This is a genomic window from Microbacterium sp. NPDC086615 (assembly GCF_040686055.1).
In the GTDB taxonomy this organism is placed as follows: Bacteria; Actinomycetota; Actinomycetes; order Actinomycetales; family Microbacteriaceae; genus Microbacterium.
The window spans coordinates 180,535-197,157 of record NZ_JBFBJJ010000002.1 but is presented as its reverse complement, the minus strand read 5'-3'; the positions used below and the strand labels follow the sequence as shown (position 1 = coordinate 197,157).

Annotated in this window: 19 protein-coding genes; 12 read left to right on the top strand and 7 right to left on the bottom strand. The window is 70.8% G+C overall.

The window, feature by feature from the left end; translation table 11 throughout:
* Positions 1-50 precede the first annotated feature (50 nt).
* From AB0O24_RS03185 to AB0O24_RS03170, 4 genes are all read left to right on the top strand, one after another.
* Positions 51-719, top strand: a complete 669-nt coding sequence (locus AB0O24_RS03185; protein WP_363372547.1) for an FCD domain-containing protein — start codon at positions 51-53, stop codon at positions 717-719.
* Positions 720-790: 71 nt separating this feature from the next.
* Entirely contained in the window at positions 791-1,321 is a 531-nt protein-coding gene (locus tag AB0O24_RS03180; RefSeq protein WP_363372544.1) for a hypothetical protein, read from the top strand.
* A 7-nt stretch (positions 1,322-1,328) separates the two neighbouring features.
* Complete coding sequence (locus AB0O24_RS03175) at positions 1,329-2,486, top strand: histidine kinase (RefSeq protein ID WP_363372542.1); 1,158 nt, start codon at positions 1,329-1,331, stop codon at positions 2,484-2,486.
* Positions 2,483-3,139, top strand: coding sequence for a response regulator transcription factor (locus AB0O24_RS03170; protein WP_363372540.1), 657 nt, complete (start codon positions 2,483-2,485; stop codon positions 3,137-3,139). The genes AB0O24_RS03175 and AB0O24_RS03170 overlap by 4 nt, the downstream gene beginning before the upstream one ends.
* Positions 3,140-3,168: 29 nt before the next feature.
* Here the strand turns inward: AB0O24_RS03170 and AB0O24_RS03165 are convergent, their stop codons facing one another.
* Positions 3,169-4,191, bottom strand: coding sequence for a putative zinc-binding metallopeptidase (locus AB0O24_RS03165; RefSeq protein WP_363372538.1), 1,023 nt, complete (start codon positions 4,189-4,191; stop codon positions 3,169-3,171).
* 89 nt (positions 4,192-4,280) lie between these two features.
* Here AB0O24_RS03165 and AB0O24_RS03160 point away from each other — a divergent pair, with 89 nt between their 5' ends.
* Positions 4,281-5,270, top strand: a complete 990-nt coding sequence (locus tag AB0O24_RS03160; RefSeq protein ID WP_363372536.1) for a hypothetical protein — start codon at positions 4,281-4,283, stop codon at positions 5,268-5,270.
* A 7-nt stretch (positions 5,271-5,277) separates the two neighbouring features.
* Positions 5,278-5,631 carry a YnfA family protein gene (locus tag AB0O24_RS03155; protein ID WP_363372533.1) on the top strand — a complete coding sequence of 118 codons (354 nt, stop codon included), beginning with the start codon at positions 5,278-5,280 and terminating at the stop codon, positions 5,629-5,631.
* Positions 5,632-5,701: 70 nt separating this feature from the next.
* Here the strand turns inward: AB0O24_RS03155 and AB0O24_RS03150 are convergent, their stop codons facing one another.
* A complete protein-coding gene (locus AB0O24_RS03150; protein WP_363372531.1) occupies positions 5,702-6,997 on the bottom strand; it encodes an FtsX-like permease family protein in 1,296 nt (431 codons plus the stop codon).
* Positions 6,994-7,701, bottom strand: coding sequence for an ABC transporter ATP-binding protein (locus AB0O24_RS03145; RefSeq protein WP_363372529.1), 708 nt, complete (start codon positions 7,699-7,701; stop codon positions 6,994-6,996). The genes AB0O24_RS03150 and AB0O24_RS03145 overlap by 4 nt, the downstream gene beginning before the upstream one ends.
* A gap of 132 nt (positions 7,702-7,833) precedes the next feature.
* On the opposite strand from AB0O24_RS03145, the gene AB0O24_RS03140 reads away from it, so the two are divergent.
* Together AB0O24_RS03140 and AB0O24_RS03135 are read left to right on the top strand one after the other, a co-directional pair.
* Positions 7,834-9,066, top strand: a complete 1,233-nt coding sequence (locus AB0O24_RS03140) for a histidine kinase (protein WP_363372526.1) — start codon at positions 7,834-7,836, stop codon at positions 9,064-9,066.
* On the top strand, positions 9,063-9,728 hold the full coding sequence (locus tag AB0O24_RS03135; RefSeq protein WP_275800110.1) for a response regulator transcription factor: 666 nt from the start codon (positions 9,063-9,065) through the stop codon (positions 9,726-9,728). Before AB0O24_RS03140 ends, AB0O24_RS03135 begins: the two co-directional genes overlap by 4 nt.
* A gap of 53 nt (positions 9,729-9,781) precedes the next feature.
* Here AB0O24_RS03135 and AB0O24_RS03130 read toward each other — a convergent pair whose 3' ends face one another.
* Positions 9,782-10,216: a DUF2000 family protein gene (locus tag AB0O24_RS03130; RefSeq protein WP_275800111.1), complete on the bottom strand. Its 435-nt coding sequence runs from the start codon at positions 10,214-10,216 to the stop codon at positions 9,782-9,784.
* 49 nt (positions 10,217-10,265) lie between these two features.
* Here AB0O24_RS03130 and AB0O24_RS03125 point away from each other — a divergent pair, with 49 nt between their 5' ends.
* Entirely contained in the window at positions 10,266-11,042 is a 777-nt protein-coding gene (locus AB0O24_RS03125) for an AraC family transcriptional regulator (protein ID WP_363372522.1), read from the top strand.
* Positions 11,043-11,208: 166 nt separating this feature from the next.
* On the opposite strand, the gene AB0O24_RS03120 is transcribed toward AB0O24_RS03125, so the two are convergent.
* Positions 11,209-11,748 (bottom strand): hypothetical protein, encoded by a 540-nt coding sequence (locus tag AB0O24_RS03120; RefSeq protein ID WP_363372520.1) that lies wholly within the window; start codon positions 11,746-11,748, stop codon positions 11,209-11,211.
* 264 nt (positions 11,749-12,012) lie between these two features.
* Here AB0O24_RS03120 and AB0O24_RS03115 point away from each other — a divergent pair, with 264 nt between their 5' ends.
* On the top strand, positions 12,013-12,237 hold the full coding sequence (locus AB0O24_RS03115) for a hypothetical protein (protein ID WP_363372518.1): 225 nt from the start codon (positions 12,013-12,015) through the stop codon (positions 12,235-12,237).
* 34 nt (positions 12,238-12,271) lie between these two features.
* On the opposite strand, the gene AB0O24_RS03110 is transcribed toward AB0O24_RS03115, so the two are convergent.
* Positions 12,272-12,814 carry a hypothetical protein gene (locus AB0O24_RS03110; protein WP_363372515.1) on the bottom strand — a complete coding sequence of 181 codons (543 nt, stop codon included), beginning with the start codon at positions 12,812-12,814 and terminating at the stop codon, positions 12,272-12,274.
* Positions 12,815-12,943: 129 nt separating this feature from the next.
* Positions 12,944-13,843: a hypothetical protein gene (locus AB0O24_RS03105; RefSeq protein WP_363372512.1), complete on the bottom strand. Its 900-nt coding sequence runs from the start codon at positions 13,841-13,843 to the stop codon at positions 12,944-12,946.
* Positions 13,844-13,945: 102 nt separating this feature from the next.
* On the opposite strand from AB0O24_RS03105, the gene poxB reads away from it, so the two are divergent.
* Together poxB and AB0O24_RS03095 are read left to right on the top strand one after the other, a co-directional pair.
* Positions 13,946-15,670 carry a ubiquinone-dependent pyruvate dehydrogenase gene (gene poxB, locus AB0O24_RS03100; RefSeq protein ID WP_363372509.1) on the top strand — a complete coding sequence of 575 codons (1,725 nt, stop codon included), beginning with the start codon at positions 13,946-13,948 and terminating at the stop codon, positions 15,668-15,670.
* A gap of 192 nt (positions 15,671-15,862) precedes the next feature.
* Positions 15,863-16,516 (top strand): hypothetical protein, encoded by a 654-nt coding sequence (locus AB0O24_RS03095; protein ID WP_363372507.1) that lies wholly within the window; start codon positions 15,863-15,865, stop codon positions 16,514-16,516.
* Positions 16,517-16,623 lie beyond the last annotated feature (107 nt).

Here is a 16,623-nt window from a genome sequence, read left to right as displayed (position 1 = left end):
GGACATGGGAGGACGGTAGCATAAGTCCTCAGACAAGTTGAGGAGTCAGGATGCCGGACCTGAAACGCGTACCCCTGGCCGACCAGGCCGCCGACGTGCTGCTCGCGCGCATCCGGGCGGGGGAGTGGGCGCTGGGCGCCAAGCTCCCGGGTGAGACGACCCTCGCGCCGCAGTTGGGCGTCGGCCGTTCCACCGTGCGCGAGGCGATCCGGCAGCTCGCGGGTCGCGGCGTGCTCGACTCGCGACACGGATCGGGCGTGTACGTCACCGCTGTCGACGTGCCCGAGGACTGGGAGCAGGTGCTCCGCCGGGCCGACATCGTCACGGTGCTCGAGGCGCGGACGGCGATCGAGGTCGAGGCGGCCGCGCTCGCGGCCGTGCGACGCACCCCGTCCGACCTGCGTGCCATCAAACACGCACTGGCGGAGCGCACGGCGCCAGGGCAGAGTGTCGAGGAACACGTGGACGCCGACATGGTGCTGCACCGCGCGATCGTCGTCGCGGCGCACAACGACGTGCTCACCGATATGTTCGACGGCTTCGTCCCGCGCGTGCGCCGAGCGATGGTCGACATGCTGCGCCTGCGTCCCGTCGCGGACGAGGACCGTGACCACGACGCCCACGCCGACGTCGTCGCGGCGATCGGCGACCGTCGTCCCGAGATCGCCGCCGCCGCGACCCGCGCGCACCTCGACGCGTTGAAGACGGGGTTCGCCTGACGGGCGATTTCCACCCTTTCTCCACCCCGGCGGAGGAAGTCGCGCGAGCGCCCGGAGACGAGTCTCGAAGCATGAACCTCGAAACGCTCGCGGACATCGTCCTCATCGTCCTGCTCGTCGGCTGGCTCGGGTACCGACAGACCACGTGGCGTCCGGTTTCCCCGGCGAAACTGTGGCGCACCCCGCTCATCCTCGCGGTCCTCGGCGTCGTCAATCTGGCGCGGGGAGACCTCGCGATCGGCGGCCTCGATGTCGCCGTCCTCGTGATCGAACTCGTCCTCGCCCTTGGCGTCGGCGCGTGGATGGGCGCCCTCGCGCACTTCCGCCCGCTGGAGCAACGCGTCACCGGCCGTCGCGGCGAGGGAGCTGTCGTCGAATCCCGCACCGGGTGGTGGGGGCTCACCCTCTGGGCCGCCCTTCTGCTCGTCCGTGTCGGGATCGACGTCGCGGCCACGGCGATGGGCGCCCACGGGGTCACCGGCGCCGGTGTCATCCTGCTCGTCTTCGCCGCGAACCGCGCCGCTCGAAACCTCGTCCTCGGTGCCCGCCTCGGGCACCTTCCCGTCGGCGATGCGCGCCCTCCGCGCATCACCGCGCGATGATGGTGCCGTGACTCCCCACCCGACCGCCTTCGGGGCGGCGCTGACCGTCTTCGGTGCGGCGCTGTGCACCTGGGGTCTGTTCAGCGCACCGCGCCCGATGTGGGCCCTGGTCCTGGCGCTCCTCGCTCTCGCGGCGTGGCTCGTACGGACCGCCCTCGTCTTCGTGCAGCGGTCGGCTGCGGCGCGGACCGCGCGCGTCGCCGCGCTGTGCGCCATCGGCGCGGGCGCCCTCGCGGGGACATCGACCGGAGCCAACTCGCTGATTCCCGCTGCCGTGTGCGCCATGGTGCTCGTCGCCGACCAAGCGGTGTCGGTCGTCGCGGCGGCGGTCACGGCGTGTGGCGGTGTGGCACTGGTCGCGGCGGGCGCCGTCCTGTGGCCGACGTCGGTGTCGGCTCTCGCGGGGATGGTCGCCGCGGTGCTGGTGGGAGCGCTCGCCGGCTTCAGCCGTCGACAGGGTGCGCAGGCCCGACGGCGCGAAGCGCTCCTCGCGGAACGCGAGCGCGCCCTTCGTGAGGAGGCCGGGCGCAACGCGCTCGCGCGCGATCTCCACGACGTCCTGGCGCACACGCTCGGTGGGCTGGTCGTGCAGTTGGATGCCGCCGAGGCGCTCCTCGAGGCGGGAGACGCATCGTCCGCCCACCGCCGGGTGGCCTCGGCGCGCGAGCTGGCGGCATCCGGTCTCGGCGAGGCGCGTCGCGCCGTCGCCGCGCTGCGCCGACCACGGCAACCGGGAGTCGAAGCCGAAGCCGCCGACCGCGACCCGGTCGCATCGATCGTCCTCGACCGTCGCCTCGACGAGCTGGTCGATATGCATCGCGCGCTCGGGGGCGAGATCGCCTGGGAGCGCTCGGGCGACCCCGCGCCCCTCGACCGGGCCCAGGCGGACGCCCTGCACCGCGCCCTGCAGGAAGCGCTCAGCAATGTGCGACGCCACGCCCCGGGGTGCGCGGTCACCGCGCGTCTCGCCTGGCGACCCGGCGTGGTGCGCCTCAGCATCGAGAACCCCTTGCCATCGTCGCCGCCGCCCACGCCGAGCGCCGCGCCGGGTTTCGGGCTCCGAGGTATGCGGGAACGCGTGGACGCCCTCGCACTCGGCGGGACGGTGACGGCCGGGCCCGAGGCGGGATCCTTCGTCGTCACGGTCGAGGAGGTGCTCGCGTGAGCGACGAGCCCCCGATCCGCGTGCTCGTCGCGGACGATCAGGCGATCGTTCGGGACGGACTCGCGACGGTTCTCGCGCTCCTGCCCGACGTGGAGGTCGTCGGCACCGCCGCGGACGGCGAAGAAGCCGTCGCGCTGGCCGTGCAACGGCATCCCGACGTCGTCCTCATGGATCTCCGGATGCCGCGCCTGGACGGCGTTGCGGCCACCGCCCGGCTCGCCGTCGATGTTCCGAGCGCCGCGGTGCTCGTGCTGACGACGTTCGCCGACGACGAGTCCATCGTCGCCGCGCTGACCGCGGGGGCCAAGGGATATCTCACGAAGGATGCCGGTCGCGCCGAACTGGCGGCGGCGGTGCGATCGGTCGCCCGCGGGCAGGCGACCTTCAGCGCCGAGGTGGGCGCGACCATCGTGGACTCCCTGATCCGTCCGCGGCCCCCGGCGTCTCCGGGGGAGGAGCTCGCCGCGCGCTTCCCCCGGCTGACCCGGCGCGAGATCGACGTGTTCGCCCTCCTTGTCGAGGGGCGCACGAACGCCGAGATCGCGGAGCGCCTCTTCGTCGAGGTGTCGACCGTGAAGACGCACGTGAACGCGCTGTTCGCCAAACTCGGCGTGCGAGACCGTCGCGCCGCGGTGGCGCTGGCCCGAGGCTGACGCCTGCCGAGCTCGAGAGGACGACCTCGTTACGGGGTCTCCCCGTCGCCGCGGCGTGATTCGCCGCTCCCGCTCTCGCGCAGCGACGCGACGAAATCGAGCTTGTCGAGCACCGGATCCGGCAGGAGGAAAGGGTAGAGGTCGTCCTTGCCCATCGACCGGTTGACCATGTTGAGGGCGCTCGCGAGCGGCATCCAGACCTCCGTCACCAGGGTGCGGAAGGGGCCGGATGCCGACGAGTCGACGTGCAGGAGACCGTTGACGGCGGCCGTCTCGACCGTGTCGGTGATGTGGAGGTAATGCGCCCAGGTCTCGGCGAAGTCCTCGTAGGGGTGCATGGTGGCATAGGTGGAGATGTAGCGCTCGGGCCAGTCGGCCGGGGGACCCTCGGAGTAGTGGCGGTCGATCTCGGCCTGGTAGTCGGCGGTCTCGTCGCCGAAGAGCGCCCGCGCCTCGCTGAGGCGGTCGGTGTCCTCGACGAGGATCCACTCGAAGTAGTGCCCGCTCTCGTGGCGGAAGTGGCCGAGCATCGTGCGATACGCCTCGCCCAACTGCTCCTGCACCCGGACGCGGTAGGCGTCGTCGCTCTCGGCGAGGTCGATCGTGATCACCCCGTCGGCGTGCCCGATCGTGACGTCCTCGGCGACGCTCGACAGCAGGTCGAAGCAGAGGCCGCGCTCGGGGTCCTCGGCCTTGCCGACGACGGGGAAGCCGAGACGGTCGAGCTCGACGAGCAGCCAGCGCTTCGCACGTTCGGCGACGGGGTACTGCGAGAGGCCCTTGGCGTCGGCGTCGTTCGGACGCACGCGCGTGAGATCGCAGGCCGAGCACTGGCCTCCCTCGACCGGCGCGAGCCACGTGCAGCCCGACAGGTTCAGGTTTCGGCACACGTGCCAGGCTCGTCCGTCCGCGTCGACGTACCGACCCTTCTCGTCGACGGGAACGATCTCGACCTCGTCGCGCGAGAAGCCGAGCGGGGTGTGGCACGACACGCAGACGGAGTTCTCGAACCAGAGGGCGTTCCCGCACACGCGGCATCGGAAGGATTTCATCCCTCGAGCCTGACACGGACGCTCCGCCCTGCGGGATGGGGTTGCGCGGTCTTCCTAGAATCGTGAGGTCGCCCACCGGAAGGACTCCCGTGACCCCCACTCCGGCCGGATCCCTCGCGCGACGGGTGCTGTGGCATCCGTTCCCGTGGGCGGTCGTCTGCTTCGCGGGGGCGGTGGTGCTGTTCGGCCTCGGTCAGGAGTTCGCGGGCTTCCTGCTCTCGCTCGTGGCGGGATGGGCGCTGGCGCAGACGCTTCTGTACGCGCTCGCGTTCCTGCGGACGCGTGCGGTGTCGGTGGCGGTGCATCTCGCGCTGGGGATCGCTGCCGGGTTCGCGGTCTTCCTGGTCGTGCAGCCGGGGGACTGGCCCGTGGCGGTACCGCCGACCGTGCGCTCGACCCTCTCGTTCGCGATGGCGCCCTTCGCGGGGTGGATCTGGCTCTCGTTGGTCGGGCGAGTGACCGCGGCCGTCCAGGCGACCTCGGACAAGCGGGCCGCTCAGCTCGTCGAGCCCGAATGGGAGCGCGCGGGCGGCGAGTGGACGCTCCGGCTCCCCGTCGTGCCGCTCCGACGCTCGACGTACCTCACGGTCGGCGCGGTGCTCGGCGTGCTGGCGGCCGGAGCGATGGCGACGTTCGTGCTCGTCTTCGCCGACCTCGCGCAGAGGCTCGGCCCGATGGCGATGCTCCTCCTGCTCGGATGGACGGTGGGGTTGCCCGTGTACCTGGTGGTCGGCGCTCTCGCGCGAGCGCGCACGACCACGGTGGAGCTGTGCCTCAGCGCGGAGCGCGTGCGGGTGCGGACCATCGACGGCGTCACGTTGATGGATGCCGGGACCGATGGCATCCGGACCCTCTTCGTCTCGATGCGCAACGCTCCGACGCGGATCGTCGTACGCCCGGTGGAAGGGCTGGGACTCGTGTTGCTGGTCGGCATGGCGCGCCGGCCGAAGGGGACGGCGGCGACGGTACCCGAGTTCCCGCGGCGCCTACGCCACGCGCTCGAGGGGGCGGGGCTGACGGTGATGGAGGGCAAGCGGGCCCGGGCGGGCGAGACGACCCTCGAGCGCTCACCCGGATAATGGCGGAATGACCACCGCCCGGATCGTCATCCTCTTCGCCGTCGCCGCCCTGGCCGAGATCGGCGGAGCCTGGCTCATCTGGCAGGCCGTGCGCGAGAACCGGGGCTGGTGGTTCGCTCTGCTCGGCATCGTCGCGCTCGGGGCCTACGGGTTCTTCGCGGCCCTGCAGCCGGAGGCGAACTTCGGCCGCGTGCTCGCCGCGTACGGGGGAGTGTTCATCGCCGGCTCGCTGGCGTGGGGGATCGTCGTCGATGGCTTCCGCCCCACGACCTGGGATTACGTCGGCTCGGCGATCGCCCTCGTCGGCGCGGCGATCATCATGTTCGCCCCGGGCCAGTCGACGGCGGGAGAGATCTCGTGACGGATGCCGTGACCCCCGCCCTCCGCGACCGACAGGCGGCAGACCCGGAGGTCCGCCGCCCGCTTCGCCGTCACTCGTAGCGCAGCGACTCCACGGGATCGGCCCGCGCGGCCCGCGCCGCCGGAAGCGTCCCCGCGAGGAACGCGATCCCCATCACCACGAGGGTCGTCACAAGGATCGACACCGGGTCGAACGCGATGAGCTGCAGTCCCGGCAGGTCGCTGAACAGGTTCGCCGCGAGCTGCGCGCTCACCGCCGTGCCGACGCCGATCGCGATGACCGCGCCCAGCGCGCTGCCGAGGAATCCGATGAAGATCGCCTCGAGGCTGAAGAGCGAGAAGATCCGCCCGCTGCCCATTCCCATCGCCTTCATGAGGCCGATCTCCCGGGTGCGTTCCTGCACCGACATGAGCAGGGTGTTGACGATGCCGAAGCTCGCCGCCAGCAGCGCGATGATCGCGAACGCGTTGAGCACCAGGACGATGCCGTTGATCACCGACTCGAACGTGCCGAGCTGATCGGCCACGGTGGTCCCCGTGTAGCCGGCGTCGCTCAGCGCGGTCTTGACCTCGTCGACCTGCGCGGTCGTCGCCGACGACACTGTCACGCTCGCCGAGGCGTACCGGTCGAGCTGGTCGGCGGGGACCCCGGTGTTCTGCAGCGTGAACAGCTCCTTCTCGAGGGCGGTGTTCGTCGTGAGCGAGGTCGTGCCGCCGAACGCGTCTTCGGTCACACCGGTCACGGTCGCCTCGACGAGATGCTGCGTGCGCACCGGGTCGGTCACCGCGATCGTCACGGTCGCCCCCACCACGTCCGCGGCGGCCGCGAAGCCGAGGGGTGTCACCAGCGCCGACGGGAGGGCGACCTGCAGCGCGTCGGAGCCGTCGTCGGGTGCTGACCCGTCGGCGATCCGCGGGGTCTGACCGGCGACGAGGCTGCCGACCTGTGCCACGTACGGGTCGCCGCCCGGTGCCTCGACGTAGTCGATCGACACCGACGTCACGGGAACGACCTTCTCGACGCCCGCGATCTGCGAGATCGTCGTGATGTCCTGGTCGGTGAGCGCGGTCACCTCCGTCGTGCCGCCGGGGCGCCCCCCGGGCTGCGACGCCGAGGCGACGGCATCCGGATCGTACTTCTGCGGCCCGGTCGAGGTCGCCGTGGTGGTCTTCGTCACGGTCAGCACGTCGGAGGCGCCCATCGAGGCGACGGTGCTGTCGATGAACGCATTGATGCCCGTGCCCAGACCGTTCGTGATGGTGAGGGTGAAGGCACCGACGAAGATCGCGAGCACCGTGAGGATCGTGCGCGTCTTCGAGCGGAACGTGTTCGCGATGGCGGTGGAGACGAGGTCGACGGTTCTCATGCGGCGCTCCGTTCGTCGGCGACGATCAGGCCGTCGCGGATCTGCACACGTCGATCGCAGCGCGCGGCGAGGTCTTCGTCGTGCGTGACGACGATGAGCGTGATGCCGTGCTCGCGATTCAGGCGGAAGAGGATGTCCTCGACGACGGCGCCGGTGGCCGAGTCGAGGTTGCCGGTTGGCTCGTCCGCGAAGATCACTCGCGGATCGTTCACGAGGGCCCGGGCGATCACCGCGCGCTGCTTCTGTCCGCCCGAGAGAGCGGTGGCCTTGTTGCGCGCCTTGTCGGCCATGTCGAGCTCGGCGAGCGCCGCTCTCCCGCGCCGCGCGCGCTCGGCACGGCCCACACCCGCGATCTTCAGCGGCAGCACGACGTTGTCGAAAACCGAGGCGCTGGGGGTGAGGAAGAACTGCTGGAACACGAACCCGAACGTCTGATTGCGGGTGCGGTTGAGTCGACGGCCGCGCAGGGTCGTGGCATCCACTCCGTCCAGGCGCACGGTGCCCCGGGACGGGGCGTCCATGAGGGCGAGCAGGTGCATGAGGGTCGATTTGCCGGATCCGCTCTTGCCGACGATCGCGATGCTCTCGCCGCGATGGATGTCGAGGTTCACGCCGCGGAGGGCGTCGAAGCGCGCGGAGCCGCGTCCGTAGGACTTGTGCAGATCGGTGACCGAGAGGAGTGGGGGAGGTGGGTCGGATGCCATGCCCTCACCCTCGCTCGCGGGTGGGGCGCCGCGCGTCCCACGGGTGGGGTGACCGTCTACCCCGCGTGGGGGATTCGCGGATGCCCCCGTCGGGCGATGGCCGGGGGCGTCGGGACGCGCGAGACTGGAGCGGTGAGGGCTGACGAGACGAGCGATGCGGTGCCGCGCTGGCCCTGGGCCGGTCGCCCGTGGCTGATCGACGCGTTCGTCGTCCTGCTCGTCGCGGGTCCCGCGTTCGCGCCCCTTCCCTTCGCCGAGATGCGACCCTCGAGCCCGCTCGCGTTAGCCCTCGTGCTGTCGCCCGCGCTCGCCCTGCCTTTCCGTCGTCGGTGGCCGCGGACGGTGCTCGCCGTGTGCGTCGCCGCGTGGGCCGCCGCCCTGACGCTCGGCACGCTCTCTCCCGGCGGCGCGGTGGCCATGGTCGTCGCGACCTACGGCGTGGCGCACCGCACCCCGCGTCGCTCGTCGATCATCGCGACGGCCGCCGCCGTGGTCGTCGTGCTCTCGACGGGCGTGATCGTCTCGCTCGTGTCGGGTATGGACACCCGAGTGCTCCAGGTGGCTCTCTCGCTCTCGCTCGCCGGGGCGGTGGGCGATGCGGCGCGCTCGCGCCGCGCGTACGTCGAAGCCGTCGTCGAGAGGGCGCGCCGTGCCGAGGAGACGCGCGAGTTCGAGGCGCGGCGCCGCGTCACCGAGGAACGCCTGCGCATCGCCCGCGACCTGCACGACGCCGTCGCGCACCGCATCTCGGTGATCAGCCTGAACGCGGGCGTCGCCACCTCGATGCTCGAGACGCGCCCCGACCGCGCGCGCGAGGCTCTCGCCACGATCCGCACCGCCTCGCGCGACGTGCTCGGCGAGATCGGCACGATGATGAGCGTGCTGCGCGCCCCCGACGACGCTCCCGTCCGCGTCCAGCCGGGGCTCGCGCGAGTGCCCGAAATCGTCGAGTCGGTGCGCGTCGCCGGGTGGGACGTCGTGGTGCGCGACGAGATCGGGACGGATGCCGAGGCCGCCGGCATCCCGCTCGGCGTCGACATCGTGGCCTATCGCGTCGTGCAGGAGGGACTCACGAACGCGCTCAAGCACGGCACGACTCGCCGTGCCCACGTGTTGCTGCGCCGGGACGGGGAGGAGCTGGAGGTGGTCGTGACGAATCCGATCGAGCGGGTGCCCGAGGCGACCGACGAGGGTCTTCCCCCGTCGGGTTTCGGTCTGGTCGGACTGCGCGAGCGCGTCGACGCGGTACGGGGCACCCTCGACGCGGGTCTCGCCCCCGGCGGCTACCGCCTCGCCGCGCGGCTGCCGCTGCCCGCCCGCGTGGAGGCGACGCCGCGCGTGCTCTCGGGGGAGCGGCCCTCGTGACGACCGTCATCGTCGTGGACGATCAGGCGCTCATCCGGACGGCCGTGCGCGACCTTCTGGATGCGGCGGAAGGCATCTCGGTCGTCGGGGAGGCGGTCGACGGCGAGGCCGGGGTCGAGCTCGCGCGGCGGCTCCGCCCCGACGTCGTGGTCTCGGACATCCGGATGCCGCGTCGAGACGGCATCGAGCTGACCGCGCTCATCTGCGCCGACCCCGCGCTCGCCGAGACCCGCGTGCTGATCCTGACGACCTTCGAGGAGGACGACTACGTCGTCTCCGCCCTGCGCGCCGGTGCGAGCGGCTTCATCGGCAAGGGCGCCGAGCCCGACGACATCGTGCGGGCCGTCGCCTCGGTGCACGAGGGCGGCGCGCTGCTCTCACCCGCCGCGACCCGGGCGCTGATCGAGAAGTACGTGCGCACGACCGATGCCGCGCAGACGCCGAGCCCCATCGCGCTCGACGCCCTCACCGACCGCGAGCGAGAGGTGCTCCTGCACGTCGGCCGGGGACGCTCGAACGACGAGATCGCCGCGCACCTCTACATTTCGCCGCACACCGCGAAGACGCACGTGAAGAACACGATGCTCAAGCTCGGCGCGCACGACCGGGCGCAGCTGGTGATCGCGGCCTACGAAAGCGGGTTGCTCGCGCCGGGGCGGTGACGGCTGGGCCCGCGGAGCGCGCTCGGCGAGGGCTCCAGGGACGGACCCGCGCCTCAGGCGTGGAAGCGCGCCCCCTTCGTGATCCGGTCGACGGCGTTGCGCGGTCCGCGGAGCGCGATCCCCACGAGGTCGAGGTCGACGGCGGCCACCGCCGCGACCGCGGCGCGGTTCGCCACGTCGTGCGAGGTCGAGAACAGCTCGCGCGTGTACAGCGCCAGGGTGACATCGTCGCGCGACGCGGCCTTCGCCCGAGCGCGGGCGAGGGTCTCGGCATCCGCGGACATCACCATGACGGGTTGACGGAGCATCGGCGAGTAGGTCGTGCCGTCGGCGTCGCGATACGGCTCGCCGACGAGGTCGGGGGCGCTCGTGGCGATGCCGCTCATCACGAACGCGGTGACGTTGAGTTCCTGCCAGGGGGCGAGGTCGTCGGCGAGCACGACGACCACCTTCGTGTCGAACAGCGGAGCGGGAGAGGCATCGGTCATGCCTCCAGCCTCGGCCCCCGGCGTCGGGGGTGTCTTGTACGTTTCTTGCATGGGTGATCGGGTGCGGGCGTGGCATCCCGACGTCCCGATGCTGCGCGAGGTCTACCACGCGAGCTTCGCGCACAACTATCCGCCCCACACGCACGACGACTGGGCCGTGATGCTCGTCGATCGCGGTGCCGTGACCTACTCGCTCGACCGCGCCGAGCATCAGGCGACGCCGACCGCGGTCACGCTCCTTCCGCCCGGGATCGCGCACGACGGTCGTCCGGCGGTCGAGGGCTCGGGCTACCGCAAGCAGGTGCTGTACCTCCGCGGCGACTGGCTCGACGACGGCGTCGCCGCGCGGATCGCGGATCGCCCCACGCTCACGAACGCCCCGGCGCAGACCGCGGCACGACGCGTGCACGCGGCGCTCGCCCACCCGGGCGACGAGATGGCCGCCGAGCACTGGCTGCTCACCGTCCGCGACGCCGTGCTCGCCCACGCCGGCTCGTCGGCGCCACCGCGCCGGGATGCGCCTCTCGCCCGGCGCCTGCGCGCGCTGCTCGATGACCGCTACACCGAGTCGTTCACGATCGCCGAGGCCGCCGCAGAGCTCGGCGCGCACCCCAGCCACCTCGTGCGGGTGTTCTCTGCCACGTACGGCATCGCTCCGCACCGCTACCTCGTCGGCCGCCGGGTCGACGCCGCACGTCGTCTGCTGGGGGAGGGATGCCGTCCGGCCGACGTCGCGGCCCGCACCGGCTTCCACGACCAGGCCCACCTCGCGCGGCACTTCCGCCGCGTGTGGGGTGTGACGCCGGGCGCGATCCGCGCGGCCTGAGCCCTCTGCGGATCCGAGCGCGACCCCGCTTCGGTTCGGGGGCTTTTCGTCAGGAGCTGCGTGTCCCGGCGCAGTTTTCGGGGTGGGGCGGCTCACGAACGACGCTCAGCGATACGACACTGAACCAATCGTCTTCGGCTCCTCGTCGGGCCTCAGCCGCGCAACCCTAAGAGGGCAAGAGCCACTGACGGGCACGCGGAGACTCGAACCATTCTTGTTCGAACGGCTCTCCGAGACCGGTGTAATCGGCGATCAAGGCGAGCGATGAAGCAAGGTAGCGTCCCATGGTCCAGTCCAGCGTTGCCTCGGCAGCCAGGGGCTCACCTCTGCCTTCGTCGGTGTCTGCGCGAAAGAGCGGGTCGAACTGTCGCGTGATGCTTCCATGCCGACCGAGAACGAGATTCGACACGGCGTTGACGTTGACGAAGAGGGATCCCGCCGGACCGGGCGAACAGAGTCGAAGAAACGGCTCGCCGCTCGCTCCGCCGTGCCCGTTGTCTTCCCAGATGACCACATGGTGGTCTGTCTGGATCGTCATGGTGTGGCACAGTTCGTAGCTTCCCCACGAGGCGTGCCGTGCCTCGTCGAAGCTCGCCGCCTCACGAGCTGTGGGCTCGAGCGAGCGAACAGCAGCTTCAGCTGAAGACATTGCGGTCACCGTTATGCACGCGACGAGGCCGTGGTCAGCCCAGTGGTAATCCGCCATCGCCGGGGCCCCTTTCCGTCCCGAGTGCCTTTCATGGAGTTGGCATGTCCGTCGCTCGAGTTCCGGCAATCTCTTCCTACCTACGCCGCAGTGTGCCATAGATCTCTTCCGCCGTCAGAACAGTGGCGCACGGAACGCCGGCGCCGAAAACGATCGGTTCGCACCAGGGGGTCCGCCGCGTGGAAGGTCCATGCGTCCCCAGCGCTCGCCCGAGCGGAGACTTGCCCGGTGGCGGCGCTACGCCTCACAGAGCAAACTCATTGCATGACGAGGACTCACGCAATTGACGGCATCGAATGCGCGCCCGTTTTTCTCGTCGCAGGGGACTACCCGCGGTCGATCAGTGAAGACGAATTCCTGACGGGCGTCCCGGTATCCGATCTCATCGACAACCTTCAGCCCGGACAACACGTGTACGTGGTCGACTACGCCAGCGTGCCCGGGCGCACGCGGCTCACCCGACTTGCATCGCATCGGGGCGAAGGTTGACAAGAGCGTCCTTCCGCCATGAGCGCCGAGTGCGTCACCCCTGTCCGGGTGCTCCATACTCTGAGCCGTCGGGCAGCGGGGGACAGGTGGCCATGTCGGTTTGTGCGGCGACCTCCGCCCGGATCGCAACGTCCCCCTCCTTCTTTGCGAGCGTGTAGACGACCCCTTCCTGCGCACCGGGGGCGGGGATGTATCCGACGATCGCGGAATCGACCGGTCCCCAGTCCTCGGTCGCGGGACCGAAGTTCGTCGTCACAAGGTCGGCGGTGGGATTCTCGATCAGCCAATTGGCCGCATCGACCACAGTCGTATCGGGGATGACCCAGTACCCTTCCAACTCCTCGTAGGGGCCGCACGGCCACCCGGTGTACGAGGTGAAAGTGCCGGGAGAGGTGTCCGTGCGTACCGCTCCCGGTGGGAGGTTCGCCGCGTCGAGCCATGCCTGGGCTTGCGCGAGCGCCGCGGCATCTCCCGCGGCACCCGGGGAGGATGCGCCGGGGTGAACGGGAGCAGTCCCCTCTTCGCCTCCGGCGCCCGGGGCGACATTCGCACCGGACGCACAACCGGTGAGAGCCAAGACCACAACGACAAACGCAGTGGGTATGACGAGAAGTCGACGCCGCATAGCCAACACCGTATCGCTGGGCATCGTGCCCGCACCGTCGACTGAGCTTGGAGAGGCCACCGGAGTTCGGGAGACGCGGGGCTAACCCCGCTGCGCGTCGGCGGCCTTCGACAGCTCCGCCATCCAGGATTCCATGCGGTCCTGCAACGTGCTCGTGTCGAGCTCGTCGCGCAGCTCCGGATGCTCCTTCCAGAACCGGAGCACCGTGTAGACGAGCCAGGCATGGGATTCGAGCGCGTCGACCGGGATAGGCACCTCCTCGACCGCGCCGCCGGCGTCCGCGGCGTGGAGCTTCAGCTCGGGCACCGTGTTCCCGCGCCGTGCGTCGACGAGCCCGCCCGGTACGACATCGACGATCGCGTCCCACGGCCAGGAGCGGTCGAACTCGCCGCGATCGAACGAGTACAGCGTGACGCCGGAGCGGCCCACCACCAGGCCGCGCGGACGCCGCGCGAACCACCGTGCACGCCCGCGCACCGCGAGCGAGTTCGCGCCGGCGAGAGCGACGATCACCGCGGCCAGCGTCAGCGGCACGAGGAAGACGAGAACGAGCAGCACCTGGCCGCCTTCCACGATGCAGCGGACGATCAGGATGCCGCACGCCGCCGTCGTCACCAGGCCGCCCCCGAGCAGCCACAGGCACGACCACAGCGAAGGGGCGCGCTGCCGGAAGAACGACACCCACGAGTCGGCGGGTCGCGTCTCGGCGCGCGTGAGCGCGAGCGCGTTCACGAACTCGGGCAGCGCGCGCTCGCCGCCCGCACGCTCGCCCCCGACGGCGACCACCGCGAGGAACCCGAGGAGCAGCAGCGCGAGGATCGTCCCGAGGACGGTCTGCTCGCCGACGACGGCGCCCCACAGCGCAGCCGAGAGCGCGAGACAGCACACGACGAGCACGCTGGTGATGAGCCGCGACCGCGGCCGCGCCGGGCGAAGGTTCCAGCCGGACGGCAGGGGGTACGGAGCCAGCGGGACGCTCATGGGTCCATCTCAGCATCGATCCGTGGCCCTCGGTGGGTCCGTCTCCCCGCTCGCGGACGGGCGTAGCGTGAGGGGTACCGCACGTTCGTCGAAAGGACTCCCGTGACCACCGTCGCTGAGAACATCGTCGCCTCCCTCCGCCGCCACAACATCGAACGGGTCTATGGCCTCCCCGGCGATTCGCTGAACGGCTTCACGGATGCCATCCGCCGAGACGGCGTGATCCGGTGGCAGCACGTGCGGCACGAGGAGGGAGCGGCTTTCGCGGCCGCGGCCGAGGCCGAGTTGACCGGCGAGCTCACGGTGTGCGCGGGTAGCTGCGGGCCGGGAAACCTCCACCTCATCAACGGTCTCTACGACGCCAACCGCTCGAGGGTTCCGGTCCTGGCGATCGCCGCGCACATCCCGACGGCCGAGATCGGCACGAACTACTTCCAGGAGACGCACCCGCAGGAGTTGTTCCGCGAGTGCTCCGTCTACGTCGAGTACGTCGCCGACCCCGTGCAGATGCCGCGCCTGCTCGAGATCGCGATGCGCGAGGCGATCGAGAAGCGCGGGGTCGCGGTGCTCGTCATCCCCGGAGACGTGCTGCTGGCGAAGGCCAAGAACGAGCGGGTCGTCGCGATCGAGCGCGCGACCCCTCGCATTCTTCCCTCTGAAGAGGAGCTTCGACGCACGGCCGAGGTGCTCAACGCCGCCCAGAAGGTCACGATCCTCGCGGGCGCGGGCGTCGCGGGGGCGCACGACGAGGTCGTCGAACTCGCCGAGCGTCTGCGGGCGCCCGTCGTGCACGCCCTGCGCGGCAAGGAGCACATCGAATGGGAGAACCCGTACGACGTCGGGATGACCGGACTCCTCGGCTTCTCGTCGGGCTACCGCGCGATGGAAGACGCCGACGTGGTGCTCATGCTCGGCACCGACTTCCCGTATCCGCAGTTCTACCCTCAGCACGCCACGCACATCCAGGTCGACATCCGGGGTGCGCAGCTGGGCCGGCGGCATCCGGTCGACATCGGTCTGGTCGGCACCGTCCGCGACACGGTCCAGGCGCTGCTGCCGCTGCTGGACGAGGGGAAGTCCTCGCGGCACGCCGACGAGGCGCGCGAGCACTACCGCAAGACGCGCGCGAAGCTCGACGACCTCGCCGTGCCGACGGGTCGCGGAAAGCCGCTGCACCCGCAGTTCGTCGCGCGGACGCTCGATCGCCTCGCCGACGACGACGCCGTCTTCATCCCCGATGTCGGCTCGCCCGTGGTGTGGGCCGCGCGCTACCTCACGATGACGCGCGATCGTCGCCTGATCGGGTCGTTCTCGCACGGCACGATGGCCAACGCGGTCTCGCACGCGATCGGAGCGCAGTCGGCGTTCCCCGACCGGCAGGTCATCGCCCTCGCCGGTGACGGCGGCCTCGCGATGCTCCTCGGCGAGCTCATCACGATCGTGCAGAACGAGCTGCCCGTGAAGGTCGTCGTCTTCGACAACTCCTCGTTGAACTTCGTCGAGCTCGAGATGAAGGCCGCGGGCTTCGTCACCTTCGGCACCGACCTGAAGAACCCCGACTTCGCCGCGGTCGCCGAAGCGATCGGACTGAAGGGCTTCCGCGTGGACGACGCGGACGATCTCGAGGGCGCGCTGTCCGCCGCTCTCGCGCACGAGGGGCCCGCGCTGGTCTCGGTGAAGACCGCGCGGCAGGAGCTGTCCATGCCGCCGTCCGTCACCCTCGAGCAGGCCAAGGGCTTCACCCTCTACGCGATCCGCACGGTCCTCTCGGGGCGCGGCGACGAGCTGATCGACCTCGCCGCGACGAACTTCCGGCAGTTGTTCTGAGCGGCGCCCAGGTCGCGAGAACAGGGGAGCGCGCGGGACAGGCCCGAACGGCGTGCGTCGGCCTGTCCCGGGCGTGCGTCCTGTTCTCAGCGGGGGGCGACGGCATCCTGTCTCCCGCCCGTCACGCGCTCGCCGCCAGGGTTCTGCCAGAATGTCGCGGTCGACATTGTCCCCCCGAATGGAGACCACCCCATGATCCGCCGACGCTCGGCTCCCCTCATCGCCCTCACCCTCATCGCGACCGCTCTGGCGGGCTGCACCGGTGTCGCTCCCGGCGACGACTCGCCCGACGAGCCGGCCCCGCAGGCGATCGATAACGGCACGGCAACCGAGGCGCCGGACGGGACGGATGCCACGACCTCTCCGGCGTCCGGGAGCTACCCCACCTGCGACGAGGTGAAATCCGCCCTCGGCCCCGAGGTGGCCGAGCTCGTCGAGGTGCCCGGGTCGGAGAACGGTGAGAGGGACGGCTCGAGCGGGCACGAGTTGGCGTGCACCTGGATGACGCCGCAGACGGCGCAGCAGTCGCTCGACCTCAACAACTACGGCGGGATCAGCATCGGCATCATGCGCGACCCGAGCTACGTCGAGAAGGACTACGACGATCTCGGCTGGACGATCGACGACCCTCGGCTCGCTGCCGACGACGCCTGGGCGCTCACGGCGGGCGGACAGTACGATCCGGCCGCGCAGGTGAACATCACGAGCGTGCAGGTCGTGCGCGACGGCACCGTCGTGGTCATCACCGGCGGGGGAGTCGCGCTGCAGGACGTCCCCGAACTCGCCGCCCTCACCGAGGGGTGGGCCGTCGGCGCCGGACTGTCGGTGCTGGACTTGATGCGCTGACCGCGGCGAGTCGGAGAGGACTCAGCGCAGACAGAACGAACCGTCAGGCTCTTCACAGTATGGTGGGCGAAGTCGGCGAAACCGACGCGCTTTCCCGCCGACCGTGA